The 17,037-nt window shown below is 63.9% G+C and carries 18 protein-coding genes; 10 read left to right on the forward strand and 8 right to left on the reverse strand.

Translation table 11 applies throughout. From position 1 onward, the window contains the following. Nucleotides 1–28: 28 nt before the first annotated feature. The 6 genes from HBJ55_RS05770 (at nt 29) to HBJ55_RS05795 (ending at nt 5,652) form a co-directional block, all read left to right on the forward strand. Nucleotides 29–1,027, forward strand: a complete 999-nt coding sequence (locus HBJ55_RS05770) for an NADP-dependent oxidoreductase (RefSeq protein WP_167111926.1) — start codon at nt 29–31, stop codon at nt 1,025–1,027. A gap of 161 nt (nt 1,028–1,188) precedes the next feature. Beyond that, a complete protein-coding gene (locus HBJ55_RS05775; RefSeq protein WP_167111928.1) occupies nt 1,189–1,614 on the forward strand; it encodes a DUF2267 domain-containing protein in 426 nt (141 codons plus the stop codon). Between the two features lie 352 nt (nt 1,615–1,966). After that, nucleotides 1,967–2,278 (forward strand): hypothetical protein, encoded by a 312-nt coding sequence (locus HBJ55_RS05780; RefSeq protein WP_167111930.1) that lies wholly within the window; start codon nt 1,967–1,969, stop codon nt 2,276–2,278. A gap of 475 nt (nt 2,279–2,753) precedes the next feature. After that, nucleotides 2,754–3,602 carry an AraC family transcriptional regulator gene (locus tag HBJ55_RS05785; protein WP_240935984.1) on the forward strand — a complete coding sequence of 283 codons (849 nt, stop codon included), beginning with the start codon at nt 2,754–2,756 and terminating at the stop codon, nt 3,600–3,602. Between the two features lie 37 nt (nt 3,603–3,639). Beyond that, nucleotides 3,640–4,248 (forward strand): LysE family translocator, encoded by a 609-nt coding sequence (locus HBJ55_RS05790; protein WP_167111932.1) that lies wholly within the window; start codon nt 3,640–3,642, stop codon nt 4,246–4,248. A gap of 87 nt (nt 4,249–4,335) precedes the next feature. Next, nucleotides 4,336–5,652, forward strand: coding sequence for a glycerophosphodiester phosphodiesterase family protein (locus HBJ55_RS05795; protein ID WP_167111934.1), 1,317 nt, complete (start codon nt 4,336–4,338; stop codon nt 5,650–5,652). Between the two features lie 45 nt (nt 5,653–5,697). Here HBJ55_RS05795 and HBJ55_RS05800 read toward each other — a convergent pair whose 3' ends face one another. Then, the gene (locus HBJ55_RS05800) at nt 5,698–6,090 is read right to left on the reverse strand and encodes a DUF4440 domain-containing protein (protein WP_167111937.1); all 393 of its coding nucleotides are present in this window, start codon (nt 6,088–6,090) and stop codon (nt 5,698–5,700) included. A 179-nt stretch (nt 6,091–6,269) separates the two neighbouring features. Then, the gene (locus tag HBJ55_RS05805) at nt 6,270–6,659 is read right to left on the reverse strand and encodes an HIT family protein (protein ID WP_167111960.1); all 390 of its coding nucleotides are present in this window, start codon (nt 6,657–6,659) and stop codon (nt 6,270–6,272) included. 672 nt (nt 6,660–7,331) lie between these two features. Here HBJ55_RS05805 and HBJ55_RS05810 point away from each other — a divergent pair. The 3 genes from HBJ55_RS05810 to HBJ55_RS05820 all read left to right on the forward strand — a co-directional run bounded on the left by HBJ55_RS05810 (nt 7,332) and on the right by HBJ55_RS05820 (nt 9,265). Next, nucleotides 7,332–8,225, forward strand: coding sequence for a diguanylate cyclase (locus tag HBJ55_RS05810; RefSeq protein ID WP_167111962.1), 894 nt, complete (start codon nt 7,332–7,334; stop codon nt 8,223–8,225). Nucleotides 8,226–8,485: 260 nt separating this feature from the next. Then, nucleotides 8,486–8,860, forward strand: coding sequence for a septal ring lytic transglycosylase RlpA family protein (locus HBJ55_RS05815; protein WP_167111964.1), 375 nt, complete (start codon nt 8,486–8,488; stop codon nt 8,858–8,860). Between the two features lie 165 nt (nt 8,861–9,025). Continuing rightward, a complete protein-coding gene (locus HBJ55_RS05820) occupies nt 9,026–9,265 on the forward strand; it encodes a hypothetical protein (protein WP_167111966.1) in 240 nt (79 codons plus the stop codon). Between the two features lie 106 nt (nt 9,266–9,371). On the opposite strand, the gene HBJ55_RS05825 is transcribed toward HBJ55_RS05820, so the two are convergent. Together HBJ55_RS05825 and HBJ55_RS05830 are read right to left on the reverse strand one after the other, a co-directional pair. Further along, nucleotides 9,372–10,121, reverse strand: coding sequence for a DUF72 domain-containing protein (locus HBJ55_RS05825; protein ID WP_167111968.1), 750 nt, complete (start codon nt 10,119–10,121; stop codon nt 9,372–9,374). A 56-nt stretch (nt 10,122–10,177) separates the two neighbouring features. After that, entirely contained in the window at nt 10,178–11,188 is a 1,011-nt protein-coding gene (locus tag HBJ55_RS05830; protein WP_167111971.1) for an AraC family transcriptional regulator, read from the reverse strand. A gap of 156 nt (nt 11,189–11,344) precedes the next feature. Here HBJ55_RS05830 and HBJ55_RS05835 point away from each other — a divergent pair, with 156 nt between their 5' ends. Continuing rightward, nucleotides 11,345–12,682 carry a tetratricopeptide repeat protein gene (locus HBJ55_RS05835; protein WP_167111972.1) on the forward strand — a complete coding sequence of 446 codons (1,338 nt, stop codon included), beginning with the start codon at nt 11,345–11,347 and terminating at the stop codon, nt 12,680–12,682. A gap of 58 nt (nt 12,683–12,740) precedes the next feature. On the opposite strand, the gene HBJ55_RS05840 is transcribed toward HBJ55_RS05835, so the two are convergent. The 4 genes from HBJ55_RS05840 to HBJ55_RS05855 are packed head-to-tail and all read right to left on the reverse strand — an operon-like array spanning nt 12,741 to nt 17,035. Next, nucleotides 12,741–13,274, reverse strand: a complete 534-nt coding sequence (locus tag HBJ55_RS05840) for a histidine phosphatase family protein (RefSeq protein ID WP_167111974.1) — start codon at nt 13,272–13,274, stop codon at nt 12,741–12,743. Then, a complete protein-coding gene (locus HBJ55_RS05845) occupies nt 13,261–14,304 on the reverse strand; it encodes an MBL fold metallo-hydrolase (RefSeq protein WP_167111976.1) in 1,044 nt (347 codons plus the stop codon). Before HBJ55_RS05845 ends, HBJ55_RS05840 begins: the two co-directional genes overlap by 14 nt. Continuing rightward, nucleotides 14,301–15,347 (reverse strand): ABC transporter ATP-binding protein, encoded by a 1,047-nt coding sequence (locus tag HBJ55_RS05850; RefSeq protein WP_167111978.1) that lies wholly within the window; start codon nt 15,345–15,347, stop codon nt 14,301–14,303. Before HBJ55_RS05850 ends, HBJ55_RS05845 begins: the two co-directional genes overlap by 4 nt. After that, nucleotides 15,335–17,035: an ABC transporter permease gene (locus HBJ55_RS05855; protein ID WP_167111980.1), complete on the reverse strand. Its 1,701-nt coding sequence runs from the start codon at nt 17,033–17,035 to the stop codon at nt 15,335–15,337. Before HBJ55_RS05855 ends, HBJ55_RS05850 begins: the two co-directional genes overlap by 13 nt. Nucleotides 17,036–17,037 lie beyond the last annotated feature (2 nt).

The following is a 17,037-nucleotide window of genomic DNA, read 5'->3' on the forward strand; positions in this document are numbered from 1 at the left end:
CAGGCAGCAAGCAAGTCAAGGAGCCGACATGCAGTCACGTTATTTCACCCTTCGCGACTACCCGAAAGGTACGCCGTCGAGAGAGCTGTTCGAGCTGCGCAGCCTGGAGTTGCCGGGGCTGGACGATGGGGAGGTACGCATACGTAATACCTGGCTCTCGGTCGATCCCTACATGCGGGGCCGCATGAGCGGGGTCAAAACCTATGTCGCACCGTTCGAGCTGGACGCCCCGCTGGAAGGCGCCGCCATCGGCGAGGTGATCGAGTCACGCCATGCCCATTTCAAGGCCGGCGACAAGGTGCGCCACATGGCGGGTTGGCGGGACATTGCCCAGCTCAAGGGCGATGTGTTGGAACCTCTGCCCGACATGCAGATCCCCGAACAGGCTTTTCTGGGCGTGCTCGGCATGCCGGGCATGACCGCCTGGACAGGGCTCAATCGTATTGCCAACCTGCGTGAAGGCGACAACGTGCTGGTCAGCGCCGCCAGCGGCGCCGTGGGCTCGCTTGCCGTGCAACTGGCCAAGGCCAGGGGCGGTACCGTGGTCGGCATCGCTGGTGCGGCGGACAAGCTCGAATGGTTGGAGCAGCACGATATTCGCGCCGTGAGCTACAAGGGCAAGGATGCCCGGCAGTTGAGCGCCGACCTCAAGGAGGCCTGCCCCGAAGGCTTCGATGTGTACTACGAGAACGTAGGTGGCGACTGCCTCGAAGCGGCGTTGAACAATCTCAAGGTCGGCGCGCGCATCGCCATATGTGGATTCATTTCGAGCTACAACGAAGAGGCGCCGGCGCAGGGTCCGAGCAACCTGGCGAACCTGTTGGTTCAACGCGCCCGCATGCAGGGCTTCATCATCTTCGACCACTGGACCGAGTACCCTCACTTTCTCGAAGAGGTCGGGCCGCGCGTCGCCCAGGGTGAGATCGACTACGAGGAAACCATCGAGGAGGGGCTGGAATGCACTCCCGACGCCTTCCTCAAGCTCTTCGAGGGAGCCAATCGGGGCAAGATGTTGGTACGGCTATGAAGTTGGCGGCAGCGGGCGGAAAAGCTCGGCGACATTGCGCTCCTGCCGTTACCAAAAGCTGGCCAATGGTTACCTTTACCCGCTTGGCTTTCCCTTTGCCTTCTTTCTAGGCTGCATAAGCCTGACCCCGGTTTACCAGCCAACGCATAGGGAGGTGAAGGATGAGTGATACCGGCCTCGATGTGTTCGACAAGACGCTGCAAAAAACTCACATATGGCTCGACGAGCTGATGGAGGAACGCCCGGGTACCAGCAGGCAGGCAGCCTGGCACACGCTTAGCGCCACCCTGCGTACGCTTCGCGACAAGCTGCCGGCCGACCTGGCGGCCCACTTCGCGGCCCAATTGCCGCTGTTGCTTCGCGGCGCCTTCTACGAGCAGTACGACCCCTCCCGGCAACCCTTGCCACTACGCAGCCAGGAGGACTTCCTCCACCAAGTACAATCGACACCTGGCATGACCGAGCAGGTCAATGCCGAAGCGGTTACCGCTGTGCTGCGTGTGGTGTCGCGTCAGGTCGATCCTGGCCTGACCGACAAGCTGCGTCAGGCCCTGTCGGGAGAGACTCGTTCACTCTGGGCTGCCTAGTCAGCAAGCAGAGCCCACGCTCTACACGGCCCTCGGCGCCCGGAGAAGCCGAGGGCTCATCGAGCCTTCAAGCGCCCTCCTCGACCACAATTCGGCGAATTTTCCCGAGCCACCACTCAGGTTCTCTCCGCTCGCGCCGATACAAGAGGTGAATGCCCTTCCAACAAGCCAGGTCTCTCATACTTCTTGCGCGGCGGGCATGAAAACTGTCAATCTGGCAAGCGTAGCGAAGCTGCACAATCCGTGAAAGTTCGGTACAAGTTTGTTATGTTGAAAGTGTAATTTTGTCGAAGAAGCGGAGCCCAACATCACGATCGATCATTCATAACTCTAGCCAGTGCAGGAGGTCCTCATGCGAGTCTACAAACCTGAATGGCGATGCACGTTCAGCGTGAACGAAGGCAAGGAGGAGACAAGCGGCTGGCGCGAGCGCCTCGCCTGGTTCATCCGTAGTTTCGCCGACAAGCTGGACGGTAGTGGCAGAACGATCAAGATCGACTACAACGTGATTCCACACTTGAGTCGCGAGGATGTAGATACCTGTCTCGGCAAGGGCTTCGCCGTGACCCAAAGCTTGCTGACCCAGCTCGCGCATCAGGCCGCTTGCGAAGATGTCATGCGCGAGGCCAAGGCCGAACTGTTCGAGCAGCATCCGCAGCGCTGAAATTTACGTTACTGCCATAACGCCCCCATTCGGCATCGCCGGGTGGGGGTGTCTTGCGTCAGGGGAAGCAGGGGCAAGGCGCGCTCGGTTACAATTTTCATGCTGCGTCGCAGCAAATTGCGTCTACGCTGGTGTTTGTAGTCCTACCGGAGGATCGCTCCATGACTCAGACCCACCCCTCTTCCACATACCATAGCGATGAAGTGCTCCGCTTCTGGGCACTCCAAGCCAATCAACTGCAGGCCGCTCAAGAGGCACTTTGGAGCTATCTCGAAAATCCGATCTCCACTTCCTCTCCATGGGGTCAGCGCGAGCCGGACTGATCACGATTTCTTGTCTTCGCCCCCCTTCAAGTCGATTATCCAAGTACGAAAACAACCCTGTCGACTGCAGGGACGCAAGCTTTGCCAAGGAGGCTTCTTCTCTGGCGTGCCCTTGGCTGGTTCGCGGGGCAGTGTAAATCCGGGATGAGCGCATGCAAGAAGAGCATCATCAGGTAGCCACACACACCACGGGCATCGGTGGCGTGGTGGCTATGAGTCTGGCTTCGGATCGGGCTTTTCCGCGTCACTCTCATGATCAGTACGGCATCGGGCTCATCGCCGCCGGTGGGCAGCGCTCCTGGAGCGGTATCGGCCAGGTGGATGCCGTGGCCGGCGACATCATCACGGTGAACCCGGGTGAAGTGCACGATGGCGCCCCCCTTAGGGGAACACGGCGGGCCTGGCACATGCTCTACTTCGACCCGGTTCTGGTTCGACAGTATATCGACGGCCCCGATGCGCCTATCGAGATGGCCCGCCCTGCGCTCAACGACCCTCTGCTCCTCGGGCTCATGCGCCAACTGTTCCATCGCCTTGCAGCAGCGCCCGGGAATAACCTCGATCTGGAGGAACGTTGCTGCCAACTGCTCGGGGCGGCGTTCTCTCGCCATGGCTCGAGGCGCCTCGATCTTACGCCCTGCTTCCCGGGCAATATCGCCAGGGTGCGTCAGCGCCTCGACGACGCCCCGCAGCAGGCCGTCACCCTGGGCGAGCTTGCCGACATGGCGGGCCTTAGCCGCTATCAGCTGCTGCGCAGCTTCTCGCGAGCGCTGGGCATTACGCCACACGCCTACCTGCTGCAGCGGCGGGTACTGATGGTCAGGCACCTGATCGCCAGCGGTCATTCGCTGAGCCACGCGGCTCTGGAGGCGGGATTCTCCGACCAGAGCCACATGAGCCGGGCCTTTAGCCGTCAGTTCGGGCTCTCCCCAGGACGCTATCGCCGCGCGCTCTGCCCCCCTGAGGCCTGCAATTTCCTTCAAGACTCCGCCGACCGGTAGCGCCACGCTAGCGTGGTTTCGTTATCGGAGCCTGCCCATGACCCTCGAATATCTCCTGACTTCGCTGGTTGTCGTCGCCTCACCCGGCACCGGAGTGCTCTACACGCTTGCCACCGGTCTAGCACGGGGCATGCGCGCCGGTGTTCTAGCGGCCTTCGGCTGTACCCTCGGCATTGTGCCGCACATGCTCGCCGCCGTCACCGGGCTAGCCTCCCTCCTGCATGCCAGCGCCACGGCGTTCCAACTGCTCAAGCTGCTGGGCGTCGCCTACCTGCTCTACATTGCCTGGAGCGTGCTGAGATCGCGTGATACCGCACTCCCCACTACCGACCAGTCTCCCCTGCCGGCCAGGCAACTGATAGGCAGCGGTGTGCTGCTCAATCTGCTCAATCCCAAGCTCACCCTGTTCTTTTTTGCCTTCCTGCCGCAGTTCGTCGATGCCAGTGAGCCCCCGCTGATGCCCATGCTCGAATTGAGTCTCGCCTTCATGCTGATGACATTTGCGGTGTTTATCGTGTATGGCGTCAGCGCGGCGGCCGCACGCCAGCGAGTCCTGGCACGCCCGCAGGTTCTCGCCTGGCTGCGACGCTCCTTCGCGGCGGGTTTCCTCGCCCTGGCGGCGCGCCTGGCAATAACGGAGCGCTAGCCCGTACCGCTGCGCATGGCTACGCTCAAGTCTGGCCGCAGGCGACAACTGCGGCCCACGCCAACAAGGAAGAATGCGAGACACGCCATGAACAAGACACTCCCCACCCTGGCCTGCCTGGGCCTGCTGGCCGCCGGCTCGGCATTGGCTCAGGAGGCGACCGAAAACACCCCCGCGTGGAACGATGCCCTGCTGAAAGCGGCAAGCCAGGTCACGCTCGGCCCACGCCCACTGTTTCTCGTCAACGACATGAGTGAGGAAACCGAGCGCGAGCGCGAGTTGAAGGCCGAACTACTTGAATGTGCCGCCCAGAATACCGACTGGCAGCCAACGGAGCTCTCCATCGCCCATCGCGGCGCGGCACTGCAGTTCCCCGAACATACCCTGGAGTCCTACCTGGCCGGCGTTCAGGGGGGCGCAGGGATCTTGGAATGCGACGTGACCTTTACCAGTGACAACGAGCTGGTGTGTCGCCATTCCCAGTGTGACCTGCACTACACCACCAACATCGTGGAGACCGAACTGGCCCAGAAGTGCAGCGTACCGCCGGAAATCGACCCCGAGAGCGGCGAGCTGCGCAATGCCGCCGAGATTCGCTGCTGCACCAGCGATATCTCACTGGCCGAATTCCGCACGCTGCGCGGCACCATGGAAGGCGCCAATCTGGAAGCGCGCAGCATCGAGGAGTACCTGCCCGGAACGCCCGGCTGGCGCACCGACCTCTACGCCACGCGCGGGACCCTGATGAGCCATGCCGAAACCGTCGCCCTGTTCAAGGAACTGGGCGTGAAAATGACGCCCGAGCTCAAGGCGCCCGAGGTAGAGATGCCTTTCAACGGCATGAGTCAGGAGGATTACGCGCAGAAACTCGTCGATGAGTACAAGGAGGCCGACGTGCCGCCGGGCGATGTCTTCGCCCAGTCGTTCAATCTCGATGACGTCCTCTACTGGATCGAGAACGAACCCGAGTTCGGCGCGCAGGCAGTCTATCTGGATGGGCGCTACGATGACGAGAACTTCGACCATGCCAATCCCGACACCTGGTCGCCAAGCATGGAAGAGCTGGCCGAACGGGGGGTGCAAATCCTCGCGCCACCGACCTGGATGCTGCTGGCTGCCAACCCCGAATTCGGTGAGGGCGACAGCCGCATCGTGCCTTCCGAGTACGCCAAGCGCGCCAGCGAGGCGGGGCTTGAGCTGATAACCTGGACCCTGGAGCGCTCCGGCCCATTGGCCGAAGGTGGCCAATGGTATCACCAGACGACAGAGGACGTGATTCGACGCGAAGGCGATAAGCTGATCACCCTCGACGCGCTGGTGCAGGATGTCGGCGTCATCGGCGTGTTCAGTGACTGGCCAGCCACCGTGAGCTTCTACGCCAATTGCATCGCCCAGCGTGGCTGAACGCCATGGCCAGCAGGCAGCTCAATCTGCCGGCTGGCCTTTCGGTCAGTTGCGCTGTCGATCCGGCGGGGTGGTGGCCTTCGAGAAGTGCAACGACAACACCCGCCACTCCCCGCTCTCCTTCTGCCACAGCTCGCTGAAATTAAGGCTGTAACGAGTCCGATCGTCATCGACGATCCGCCCCTGGCCATAGACCGAGACGATATCGCCCAGTGGTACTAGCTTCAGGACGAGATCTTCAGCCTGGCTACCCCGGGCAAACCATTGGTCCGCCGCTACGGCGTCGGCAATGCCGCCGAGCTGATCCAGCTTGCCCTGCAGCCCCGTTTCATCGATAAGGACGAACTCATCCAACTCGATATGATCCAACCGGCCGACGTTTCCATCGATATAGGCGGCGTACCACTGCCGCCGTGTCTCCAGCAGTTTTTCGTGCACCGGTGTCCTCCAAAGCCCAGCTCTTGGACAGGTATCGCCCGCCGTTAACTCAGCAGGCTTAGGAAGATACCCATACTAGACCAGCGCCACGGAAGTACCATCAGACATCAGCGCTAAAGTGTGTAAGCCATGGCGTACATCAAAGCAGACGAATGTCGTGCCAGAGCCCGGATCGCCGCTTAGAGCGCCCCGCGAATACGATCGGCATTCTCGGCCAGCTCCTCCGGCCGAGCCTGGGGCAACCCTTCGAGGCGAATGTCCTGCATCGCATCGATCGGCACCAGGTGCAGGTGCACATGGGGAACTTCGAGGCCAACGATCATCATTCCCACACGCTCGCAGGGGAAGGCCTGCTTGAGTGCCTTGGCCAGCCTTTGCGACACTGCCATGAGATGAGCGCTCAACTCCAACGGCATGTCATCCCAATGGTCGATCTCCTGCCGCGGAATCACCAACAGGTGGCCGGGCTTCATGGGGTTGAGGGTCATGATGGCCACGCACTGCTCGTCGGACCAGACGAATTCACCGGGTAGCTCGCCGTGGATGATACGGCTGAAGATACTCGCCATTTCGCTTCTCCCTGTCAGGCTATCGATGGGTTACGGGGGCAGTCTCGCCTGAGAGACGCCTTCGGTCCACTCTCCTTCCTGCCAAGGGGCTTCACTTGGGGGGCTCCCCAGGGATTCTGTCTGGCTCAGGCACCAAAGCTAGTGATCCAGCCCTCATCCGTCTCCACCAGGCGACATTTAACTTATTGTTTTTTTAAGATTTTATGAAAACAGCCCGATTAGCGTCTCCATTTGGCAACACTTTCCCACGTCAAACTAAGCTGTCGGCATGGATTATGTACTGCTCATCGCATGAGAGATCTTCCAAAACGCTGTTTTTTAAATGAATCATGCAAACATGGCACCATTCTCGCTTAACCAAGGCAATGGCAAAGTACGACGAGCCAGCATTGCGAAAGGCCACCGCTCGTCACAGGCGCTTGTAGCGTCACGGGCTGGCGCAATGCGGGCTGTAGCCCGGAAAGCAAGCCTTAGCTGCTTCCACCGGCCAAAGGCACGCACATGCGATGAGTTAGCACTATCCTTTAGTTCCCTGCGTACTTGGGCCGCTCTGCGGCCCTTTTTTTAGCCAAAAGTTTCACAGCGAAGCGCAAGGATGCCGCGAGCGCTAGCTGGCCAGAGTCGCACCCTGTCACGGCCACTGTCGAACGGCCCAGGAACGAGACGAACGCCATGCATACGAAGCCCAAGTCTCCGCTGAGCAGTTGGACCTCTCTTACCGGTTGCGTACTGGCCGTTACTCTGCTGCTCGACGCCGCACTCTCCCTCAACGGCCTGGTACCAGAGCAAGCCGCTCTCTTTCCCAACGCAGTAGCTGCCCTGGAGTCCCGGGCATCGGACGTGCTGCCCCCGGGTATTGCTCTAGCCGGCTTCGTTAGTGGGATCGCTCTCGCTCTCACCGTGATCATGCTACCCATGCATCATGTCTATCGCTCCCGCGAAGCTCGGCTGCTGCAAGAGCGCGAGCGTCTCGCAGCCCAGAATGCAAGACTCGTTCACCAAGCCGCCAGCGACGGCCTGCTGGGCATCGCCAACCGCCGCGAATTCGAACGCGTGCTGAAACTGGAGTGGCGCCGGGCGGCACGCGAGCGCCAGCCACTCAGCCTCCTGATGATCGACATCGACTGCTTCAAGCTCTTCAACGACACCTACGGCCACCAAGCCGGCGACACCTGCCTGCGTGGCGTGGCCGACGTGCTGCGTACCGCCGCCGCGCGTCCGGGCGACATGGTGGCCCGCTATGGCGGTGAGGAAATGGTAGTACTGATGCCGCATACCAGCGTGGAAGGTGCCATGCGCATGGCCGAGCGTATCCATGCCATGCTGGCGGAGCGAGCCCTCTCTTTCTCCGCCTCCCCCGTGGCGCAGCACGTCACCGTCAGCATTGGCGTATCCTCGATGCTGCCGGTACGCAACGCCAACCGCTCGGTCCTGGTACAACAAGCCGACGAAGGCCTCTATACGGCAAAGGAGAGTGGACGCAACCGTACGGCGACCATGCCGAACCTGCGACTCATCGCGCCTGAAGAGGAGCCGAGCCTCGGCTCCCATCGCGCCCAAGCGTAGCAGCGATATTCCCCCGTTTCGGCCATTCCCACATTAATTTGGAATCCGCGAAACCGGATTGAGCCCCCATGGCATGGCCGTAGTCTCTCCTTCATGATCAGCGCCCAACGGCGCCCAACGCGCCGGCTTCTTCCGCGAATACGATTCGAATCATCGGCCCTGGGTTGCCCAATGCGGCCATGCCGGGTACTATCCATAACGCTCACCGGCACCTCATCGATGAAAGCGATAACCGCCAAACGATAACCTGAGGTAATACCATGGGAGCTCTACCCAGAAAATTGCTCGCTTGTTGCCTGGCAGGATTGTTCGCGGTATCCGCCGCCAATGCTCTGGCCCATGAGGCCAACCAGGAAGAAGGCATCGCCTCCTTCTACAGCGACCGATTCCAGGGCGCCACCACCGCCAGCGGCGACTCCTTCGATCAGCAGGCTCTGACGGCCGCCCATCCCAGCCTTCCCCTCGGCACCAAGGTGCTCGTTACACGGGCAGACACGGGTCAGGAAGTGGAAGTGCTGATCAATGACCGCGGCCCTTTCGTCGAGGGTCGCATCATCGATCTCTCCAAGCGTGCGGCACGCGAGCTCGGCATGCTGAGGCGTGGCACGGCACCGGTCATGGTCACCGTGCGCTAAGCCGCTCGTCTTGCATCGCCTCGTGACGTGGCGAGCTACAGGTCACGCATTTCGCCTGCGTCAGGGGCTACAGTTTCTCCCGCCTTGACCGATAATGCTATTAAGCGTTCAGCGAGGGACATCGCGACGCTTTTTCGGTTCGAACGACGCTAGGGGGGCGGGACGATGAACATGCTGAGTATGCCGGGGGACTCCCCCGACGAGGTGAAAGCACCAAGCGCCAACGAGGCGCTGTGCAAGCGTCTGGTCATGGCCAAGATACAGCTCGATCGCCTGGAGCGTGACGATTCCTGCAAGGATTTGAGCGCCCTCAGCGCGGCACGCATAGAATTCGCCCTTGCCTCGCGGTCACTGGCCGATGCCTTGATCGCCCAGGAAGCCTCGGAAGCATGTAGCTTCAGCTGACCCCATAGCCCATAGAGAGACGCAGGGCCGGGCGGCACCCCTCCCGGCCTTGCTCCACCCTGTGGCCTCTCGATGGCAAGGCTTCAGCAGCACGCTGGAGCCCCCCTCACTGCTTGTCGTTCACGAAGCGTCTCAAGTCGAGTGCATTGTGTGGCGCATGAGCTTTTTGGTCGTTGTTGAAATAGGCATAGACGTCACGACCCTCGTGCAACAGTTCGGCGATACGCTTTGCCTCGGCCACGAGATATTGACGTGAATAGCTACCGGCATACTGCTTGCCATGAAAACGCAGGTAGGTCCAGTCGGCGGTAAACACTCGAGGGTGACGCTCCAGCATGTCATGCAGGCATAGCGCCGCACCGTGGCGGCGCAGCACGTCATACACCTCGTCGTTCAGCCAGTCGGGGTCGCGCAGCTCGACGGTCCAGCGATACTGCTTCGGTGCCTCGGCGAGAAAGGCATCCAGCCGCTCCGGCCGTGCCTTCCAGTTTGGGGGCAGCTGCACCAGGATCGGGCCCAGGCAATCGCCGAGCCGCTGCGCCACCTCGAGGAAGGCGCCAAGGCTCTGTTCGGGATCCTTGAGACGCTTCATGTGGCTGCCGTAGCGACTGAATTTCAATGCGTACTCGAAGCCGGCTGGGGCCGCCTTCTTCCATTTTTCGAAGGTATCGGCCTGGGGCAGGCTATAGAAGGTGTTGTTGATCTCCACCGTGTCGAACTGCTCGGCGTAATGGCCGAACCACTCATTCTGGGTCAGCTCGTCCGGATAGAAGCGTCCCTTCCAGTGACGATACTGGTAACCGGACGTACCGATGCGCAGCCGTCCCTGGCGCTTGCGCTGTGTAGCCTCGCTCATGGATCCCTCCATGCGGCGCGGATGAGTGTCCTTTCAGTGTGGCAGTTGTTCTGCACTCATTCCGCTTTTGTAGCGCCGCTTGCTACCCGAGCTGCATCGGTATTGCCCATTGCTGCCTCCTGCTCTCGTCGCCACGTTGCCGGGGGCGTTCCGAAGGCGCGCTTGAACGCCTTGGTAAAGGAGACTTCCGACTCGTATCCGACCTCCTCGGCAATCAGTGCAATGGAGGCCCGCGACTCCCTCAGCCGGCGTGCCGCCACCTGCATGCGCAGCCCCGCGAGGTAACGCATTGGCGGTGCACCCACCAGCTCGGTAAAGCGTTCGGCGAAAGCGGAGCGTGAGAGCCCTACTTCCCGCGCCAGTGCTTCGGTCGTCCAGTGGCGGGACGGTCGGTCATGCAACAGGGCCAGGGCACGGCTGACGAAGGGATTGCGCAGTCCGCCCAGCCAGTTGCGCTGCTCCGGCGGCAGTCCTGCAAAGTAGTACTGCACGGCTTCGATGAAGAGCAGCTCCGCCAGCCGCGAGAGCAGCACCGGCGAGCGCACCTCTCCCGTCGCGAACTCGCTGGCTGCCAAACGAAAGGAGCTTTCGATCCATGGCCCCGCGACGCCCTGTGTCACGTCCAGCATCATCACGCTCGGTAGCATGCCAACCAGCGGATCGGTCGTCGTATCGCTGAGCAGAAAGCCACACCAGATCCGTGTCGCCTCTCCACTGCCGCCATGAGCGATCCGTGCGATACCGCTCTCGACGGTGGCCTGCATGAGCCCTTCGGCACTCACGGGCGGACAATCCAGATCGCTGCCGAGCACGTGTGGATCGTTGCGCGGCAGTACCACGAGGTGTCCTGCCGGGACCACCATCGGCTCACCCTCGCCTACGCGCAACAGCAGCCGACCCACGCTGACGTAATGATAGGCAATGATGCCCTTGGGCAGTGGGGTGAACGGGTGGCAGTCCTCCGGAGCGACCTGTGCGGCCACGCACCAGGGTGCCGTAAATTCCGCATCGAGGAAGATGCCTCCGGTCAGGCGGATGGTGCGCAGCACATCGAGAGAAGCCTCCATCGAGCATCGCTCCTTGATGGCGGCGGCTCGGACAAGAAGTCCGGCGTCTTACCCATTATTGCCCGCCGCGCCTGCGAGTAGTTTAGCAGCATGGCGCCAGGCGAGGCCGACGCCATTTTCCCCGACGAAACGATGGAATGTGGAGCAACAACGACAATGCTGACCGACCTTCAAGGAAACATCCTGTCCGGTGCCACCGCAGAAGCTCTGGACCTCTATTCTCGCTCTGCCGAGGCCTTCAACCTCTATCTCGGCGACCCCGTGACGCCGCTGGACCAGGCTATCGAGGCCGCCCCCGACTTCGCCATGGCACGAATCCTCCGCGCCTATCTGTTCGCGCTGGCCACCGAGCCCGACGCCGCCGAGGCGGCCAGAGCCGACGTGGCGGTCGTGAAAACGTACCGCCTGAATGACCGCGAAGCCTCCCACGTCGTCGCCCTCGAGCATCTGCTGGCCGGGGAGTGGAGCGCGGGCGCCTGCGCTCTGGACCGGCACAACATGCGCTACCCGCACGACCTGCTGGCACTGCAGGCCGGTCACCTGACCGACTTCTACCGCGCCAATGCCCGCGACTTGAGAGACCGCATCGCCCGAGTGCTGCCCAAGTGGACACCCGACATTCCGGGCTACTCGATCGTACTCGGCCTTTACGCCTTCGGGCTGGAGGAGACCGGTGCCTACGCCCGGGCCGAGGCGACCGGCCGAGACGCCCTGGACAGGCAGCCGCTCGACTGCTGGGCGCACCATGCCGTTGCCCACGTGATGGAGATGCAGGGCCGCGCCGAGGATGGCATCGGCTGGATGACGGTGCGTGAACCCCACTGGGCGGGCGAGGACAACCTGTTCAAGGTGCACAACTGGTGGCACCTGGCCCTCTGCCACCTCGACCTGGGCCAGACCGAGCGGGCACTGGCGCTGTATGACGGCCCGATCCGCCAGGAGCGCAGTCCCGTGGTACTCGACATGGTCGATGCCTCCGCCCTGCTCTGGCGGCTACACCTCACCGGCCACGACGTCGGCGACCGCTGGCAGGAACTGGCACACGCCTGGGACAGTCATGCCGATGGCAAGCTCTACCCGTTCAACGACTGGCATGCCGTAATGGCCTATCTGGGCGCCGGCCGTAGCGATCGTATCGACCGGCTGCTGTCGGCGCTTCGAGACAACGACACAAGCCGGGAGGCGAGCGTCTGGGCCAGGCGGATTGGCCTGCCACTGGTGGAAGGATTCATCGCGTTCTGGCGGGGCGACTACGGCACTGCCGTCGAGCGCCTGCATCCGGCGCGCTTCATCGCCAACGGCTTCGGCGGCAGCCACGCCCAGCGCGACATCATCGACTGGACGCTGACCGAAGCTGCCCTGCGCGGCGGTTATCGCGACGTGGCCGAGGGCTTGGCGCATGAACGCCTGGCCACCAAGCCGTTCAGCCCCTTGAGCCGCTCCTTCCTGAACCGAGCGACTGCCCTTGGCGACAAACCGCGGCAGGTCGCCTGAACGAAGACCGATGCCTCGCGGAACCGCGATGCATCGGTTTCATCCCGCTTCCGCAAGTTCACCCCTCGTAGCGCCGCACCTGCCAGCCCAGCAGCCCGGGGCGAACCAGGTACGGCGTGGCATTGGCCAGCCGGGGACCGTTGGGTGTGCCGATCAGCTGAGTGCGAATGACACGAAAGATGCCGGAGTGAGCCACCACCAGCGGCATCTCCGCGCTTTCCAGCACGCCGTTCAGCGCCGCCAGCACGCGGGCCTGAAAGCTCGCCCAGCTCTCGCCGCCGGGCGGGGTGTCCTCATAGCACGGCTGCTGCACGAGCGACAGCTGGTCCAACCGCCCCCAGTCGCGCTCATCGAGCCCGTTCAGGCGCCTCGCCTCATGACCGGGAGCCGCCAGCTCCGCGGTGCGCCAGGCGCGCTGCAGCGAGCTGGTCACGACCAGGCTCCATGGCCGATCGAGCCACGCAGCGGCCTGCCGCGCCTGGGCCTCGCCCAGCGCCGTCAGCGGCACGTCGCTGCGCCCACCGATGCGATGCTCGCGGTTGAGCCACGTTTCACCGTGGCGAATGAAGACGAAAGGCCTAGCCAGCAGCATCGCTGCCCACCTCCGACAGGGCTGGCAGTGTGGCCACCATCAGTGACTCGCTCACTTCACGTGCCTCGGTGGTGAACAAAGGAATCACCTGCCCGGCCCCCAGTTGCCGCATCAGCGCCCGCATATGGGCAAGCCGCAGATGGACGTTCCAGCGCCACCAGTCGACCTCACCGGCGGCCCTCTGGCGCTGCCGCCGGGGCGTGAGATAGCCCGTATGCAGCAGCCGGTGCTCCGGCCACTCCTGCGGGTCGTCGTCGCGGTCCTCCACCAGCCATAGCAGGGGCGAATCCGTACGGGAAGCGTCGAGCAGCCGGCGGATGGCAGCGTCATGCCCCTCCCGGCGCAGCGTACGCGGCAAACGCAGCAGCGCCTCGAGCCCAGCGCGGCAAGCGTGATCCAGGTTCCAGCTCACCCCCAGCCGCCCGGCCTCGGCGTCGAGCCACAGCGCCATTTCCAGGGCGCGGCCCGACACGGACACCGGTAGCACCCGGGGCTCGCTCAGCCGCTGCGCAATGGCCTCGCGACACTGCGTCTGGGGCGTGTCGTAGCGGCCATAGGAGGCGTCCAGCAGCACGGCACGCGCCGGCGGCGGCTCGTCGAAGGGGAAGAGCAGCGACTCGAAGCAGGCGTCGCCGCTGTAGAACACGCCGCCATCGACGCCGAGATGCAGCCATACGCCACCCAGCGAGTGCCCCGCCTGACCGGTGGTGACCGGGATGCCTGCAATCCGGCACTGGCCACGCTCGGGCAGCGCTCGCCACTCGCGGCCGCTGGGCAGCGCCGCCGCCACCGAAGGCGTGCAGTAGAGCGGCAGCTCGGCGGGCAGCGCCGAAACCCCGCCGATGTGATCGAAATGATCGTGGCTGATCAGCACGGCGTCGACGTCCAGCCCTTCGGCCCATGCCATCGACTGGCCCGGATGCAGGGCGCCGCCGGCGTCGAGCAGCAGGCGCCTGCCCCCGGCCTCGACCAGGATGGCGGCGGGCGCCTTCTCCCCCAGACCGCTGAGCACCTCGATGCGCAGGCTCATGTCTCGGGCTCCAGGCACCAGCCCTCGCGCAGGATTAGCGCCACCTGCTGCCCTTCGCCAAGTGCCGTGTGGTGGTAGGCCAGTAGCGCTTCGCCGCTTTCGAGGCGCAGGTGCAGCTCGTAGCGCTCGCCGCGGAAGGTCACGCTCTCCACTCGTCCACGCAGGCTCTGCGGGGAAAGAGCATCGGGATGCACCGTTACGTGCTCCGGCCGCACCAATACTGGCTGGGTACGCTCGGCAGGAGCGGCGGCAAGCCCATGCATCAGCGTGGCCTCCTCCAGCCGTTGACCCGGCCGCCCGGCCGCCACGTCCAACAGGCTGCCCTGGCCGATGAAGCTGGCCACCCAGGCAGTTCGTGGCTGGCGATAGAGCGTTTCGGGAGTGGCCCACTGCGCCAGCCTGCCCTCGCGCATGACCGCGATGCGGTCTGCCAGCGCCATGGCCTCGCTCTGATCGTGGGTGACGTAGACCAGGGTGGCCTGGGTGCGGCGGTGGAAGTCGCGGAAGCTCTCCTCCATGGCTGCGCGCAGGTGGCGGTCGAGGTTGGCCAGCGGCTCGTCGAGCAGCACGACGTCGGGGTCGGTGACCAGACAGCGCGCCAGCGCCACGCGCTGACGCTGGCCACCGCTGAGCTCCTGCGGCGGGCGCTCAGCGTATGTCGCGAGGCCCACCAGCGCCAGCGCCTGGGCCACCCGACGCCGGTACGTCTCGCCATCCAGGCGGCGCAGCTTGAGCGGGTAGCCGACGTTGTCGGCCACGCTCATGTGCGGCCACAGGGCGTAGGACTGGAACACCATCGCCATGTTGCGCTGCTCCGGCGGCATGTGATGCTCGCGGCTGGCCAGGGTGCGCCCGCCCAGGCGAATCTCCCCTTCGCTGAGCGACTCGAAGCCGGCCAGCATGCGCAGCATGGTGGTCTTGCCGCAGCCACTGGGGCCGAGCAGGGCGACGAACTCTCCCGGGGCGATGTCCAGGGAGAGGGAGTCGACGGCACTCTGCTCGCCGAAGCGCTTGGTGACGCGCTCGATCGTCAACCCTGCCATGGCACGACCCCCTTGGGCAGGCGCGGCGCCAGCAGGCTCAGGCACAGCATCAGCGCGGCAACCATCAGCACCACCAGTACGGCAACCGCCGAGGCCAGTACGCTCTCGCCGCCTTCGTCGAGGTTGAAGATCAGCACGCCCAGGGTCTCGTTGCCTGCACTCCACAGCAGCGCCGAGACGGTCAACTCGTTCACCGCCAGCAGGAACACCAGCAGCCCGCCAGCGAACAGCGCCGGGGCCACCAGCGGCAGCACGATTCCGCCCAGGCGTCGCCAAGGGCCGGCGCCGGCCAGTTGGGCCGCCTCCTCGAGCGAGGGGTCGAGCTGGGCAAGGCCGGCGGCCACCGGCTTGAGGCACACCACCAGAAAACGCGCCAGGTAAGCGACGAAGATCAACCCCAAGGTGCCGTAGAGCGCCACGTTCACCAGCGGAATGGGGCGTACGAAGAGCAGAATGCAGGCCACCGCCAGCACCACGCCGGGCAGCGCATAGGGCAGCTCGATGGCACTCAGTGCCAGGTTCTGCCAACGCCGGGGCAGGCGCTGCAGGCGGTAGGCCAGCGGCAGGCTGCACAGCATCAGCACCACGGCGGCACAGCCCGCCAGCCACAGGCTGTTACTCACTGCGCGCCAGGTTGCCCCCTGGCGGCCTATCACCTCGTGATAGGCGTTCAGGGTGGCGGTTTCCCAGCTCAGCGGCACGCCCATGGCGGGCACCAGCGAACTGACTACCAGCGCCGCCAGTGGTGCAACGAGAATGACCAGCAACAGTGCCACCAACAGCGCGGTCACCCCGCCCCGCCAGCGCTCCAGCGAGAAGTCGTGGGCGCGACCACTGTGGCCCACCAGGCCGAAGCGACTGCGCTTCATCCACGCCTGCTGCAGCGCTACCCCGGCCAGCGCCAGCACGCCGATCAGCAGCGACAGCGATGCCATCTCGGCCAGCACGCCGGTGCCGAAACTGGCCATGCGCTGATAGATCAAGGTCGGTAATACGTAGTAGCCGGCGGGAATGCCCAGCATGGCGGGAATGCCGAAGTTACCCAGGCTTGAGATGAACGCCATGGCGGCGCCGGCGATCAGGCCGCTGCGGGTCACCGGCAGAATGATCTGCCCCCATACCTCGACTTGGCGGGCGCCGCTGATGCGCGCCGCCTCGATCAGCTCGCGAGGAAGAGAAAGCAGCGAAGTGCGCAGCGCCAGGAACACCAGCGGCGCGCTCTGAATACCCAGCAGCAGCGCAATGCCTTCGGCGGAATAGAGCGGCTGCGGGCTACCCAGGGGCGGTGCCATGCCGATGCTCTTCAGCAGCGGGCTGGCGGGGCCGAACAGCTGCAGCCAGCTCAGCGCGGTGACCTGGGGCGGGATCATCATCGGCAACATGAAGCAGAACACCAGACAGGCCTTGCCGCGAATGTCGGTGAGGGTGATCACGAAGGCGAACAGGCTGCCCAGTATCAGCGCGATCAGCATGCCCAGCCCCGAGGTGTACAGGCTGCGCGTGAGCGCCCGCCAGGTGCTCTCGGCCTGCAGTACCCGCCATAGCGGCGACTCGCTGCCCTGGGTCAGGTCGCCCAGCGCCTCCATCAGCAGGCGCAGGCTGGGCGCGAGACTCAGCGCCAAGATGACCAGCATGAGCAGGGTAAGCAGCCAGCGTTGCTGGCTGCTGTCGGTGAGCCCCGGTGCCATGG

Origin of the sequence: Billgrantia bachuensis (genome assembly GCF_011742165.1) — a bacterium.
GTDB lineage: Bacteria > Pseudomonadota > Gammaproteobacteria > Pseudomonadales > Halomonadaceae > Halomonas > Halomonas bachuensis.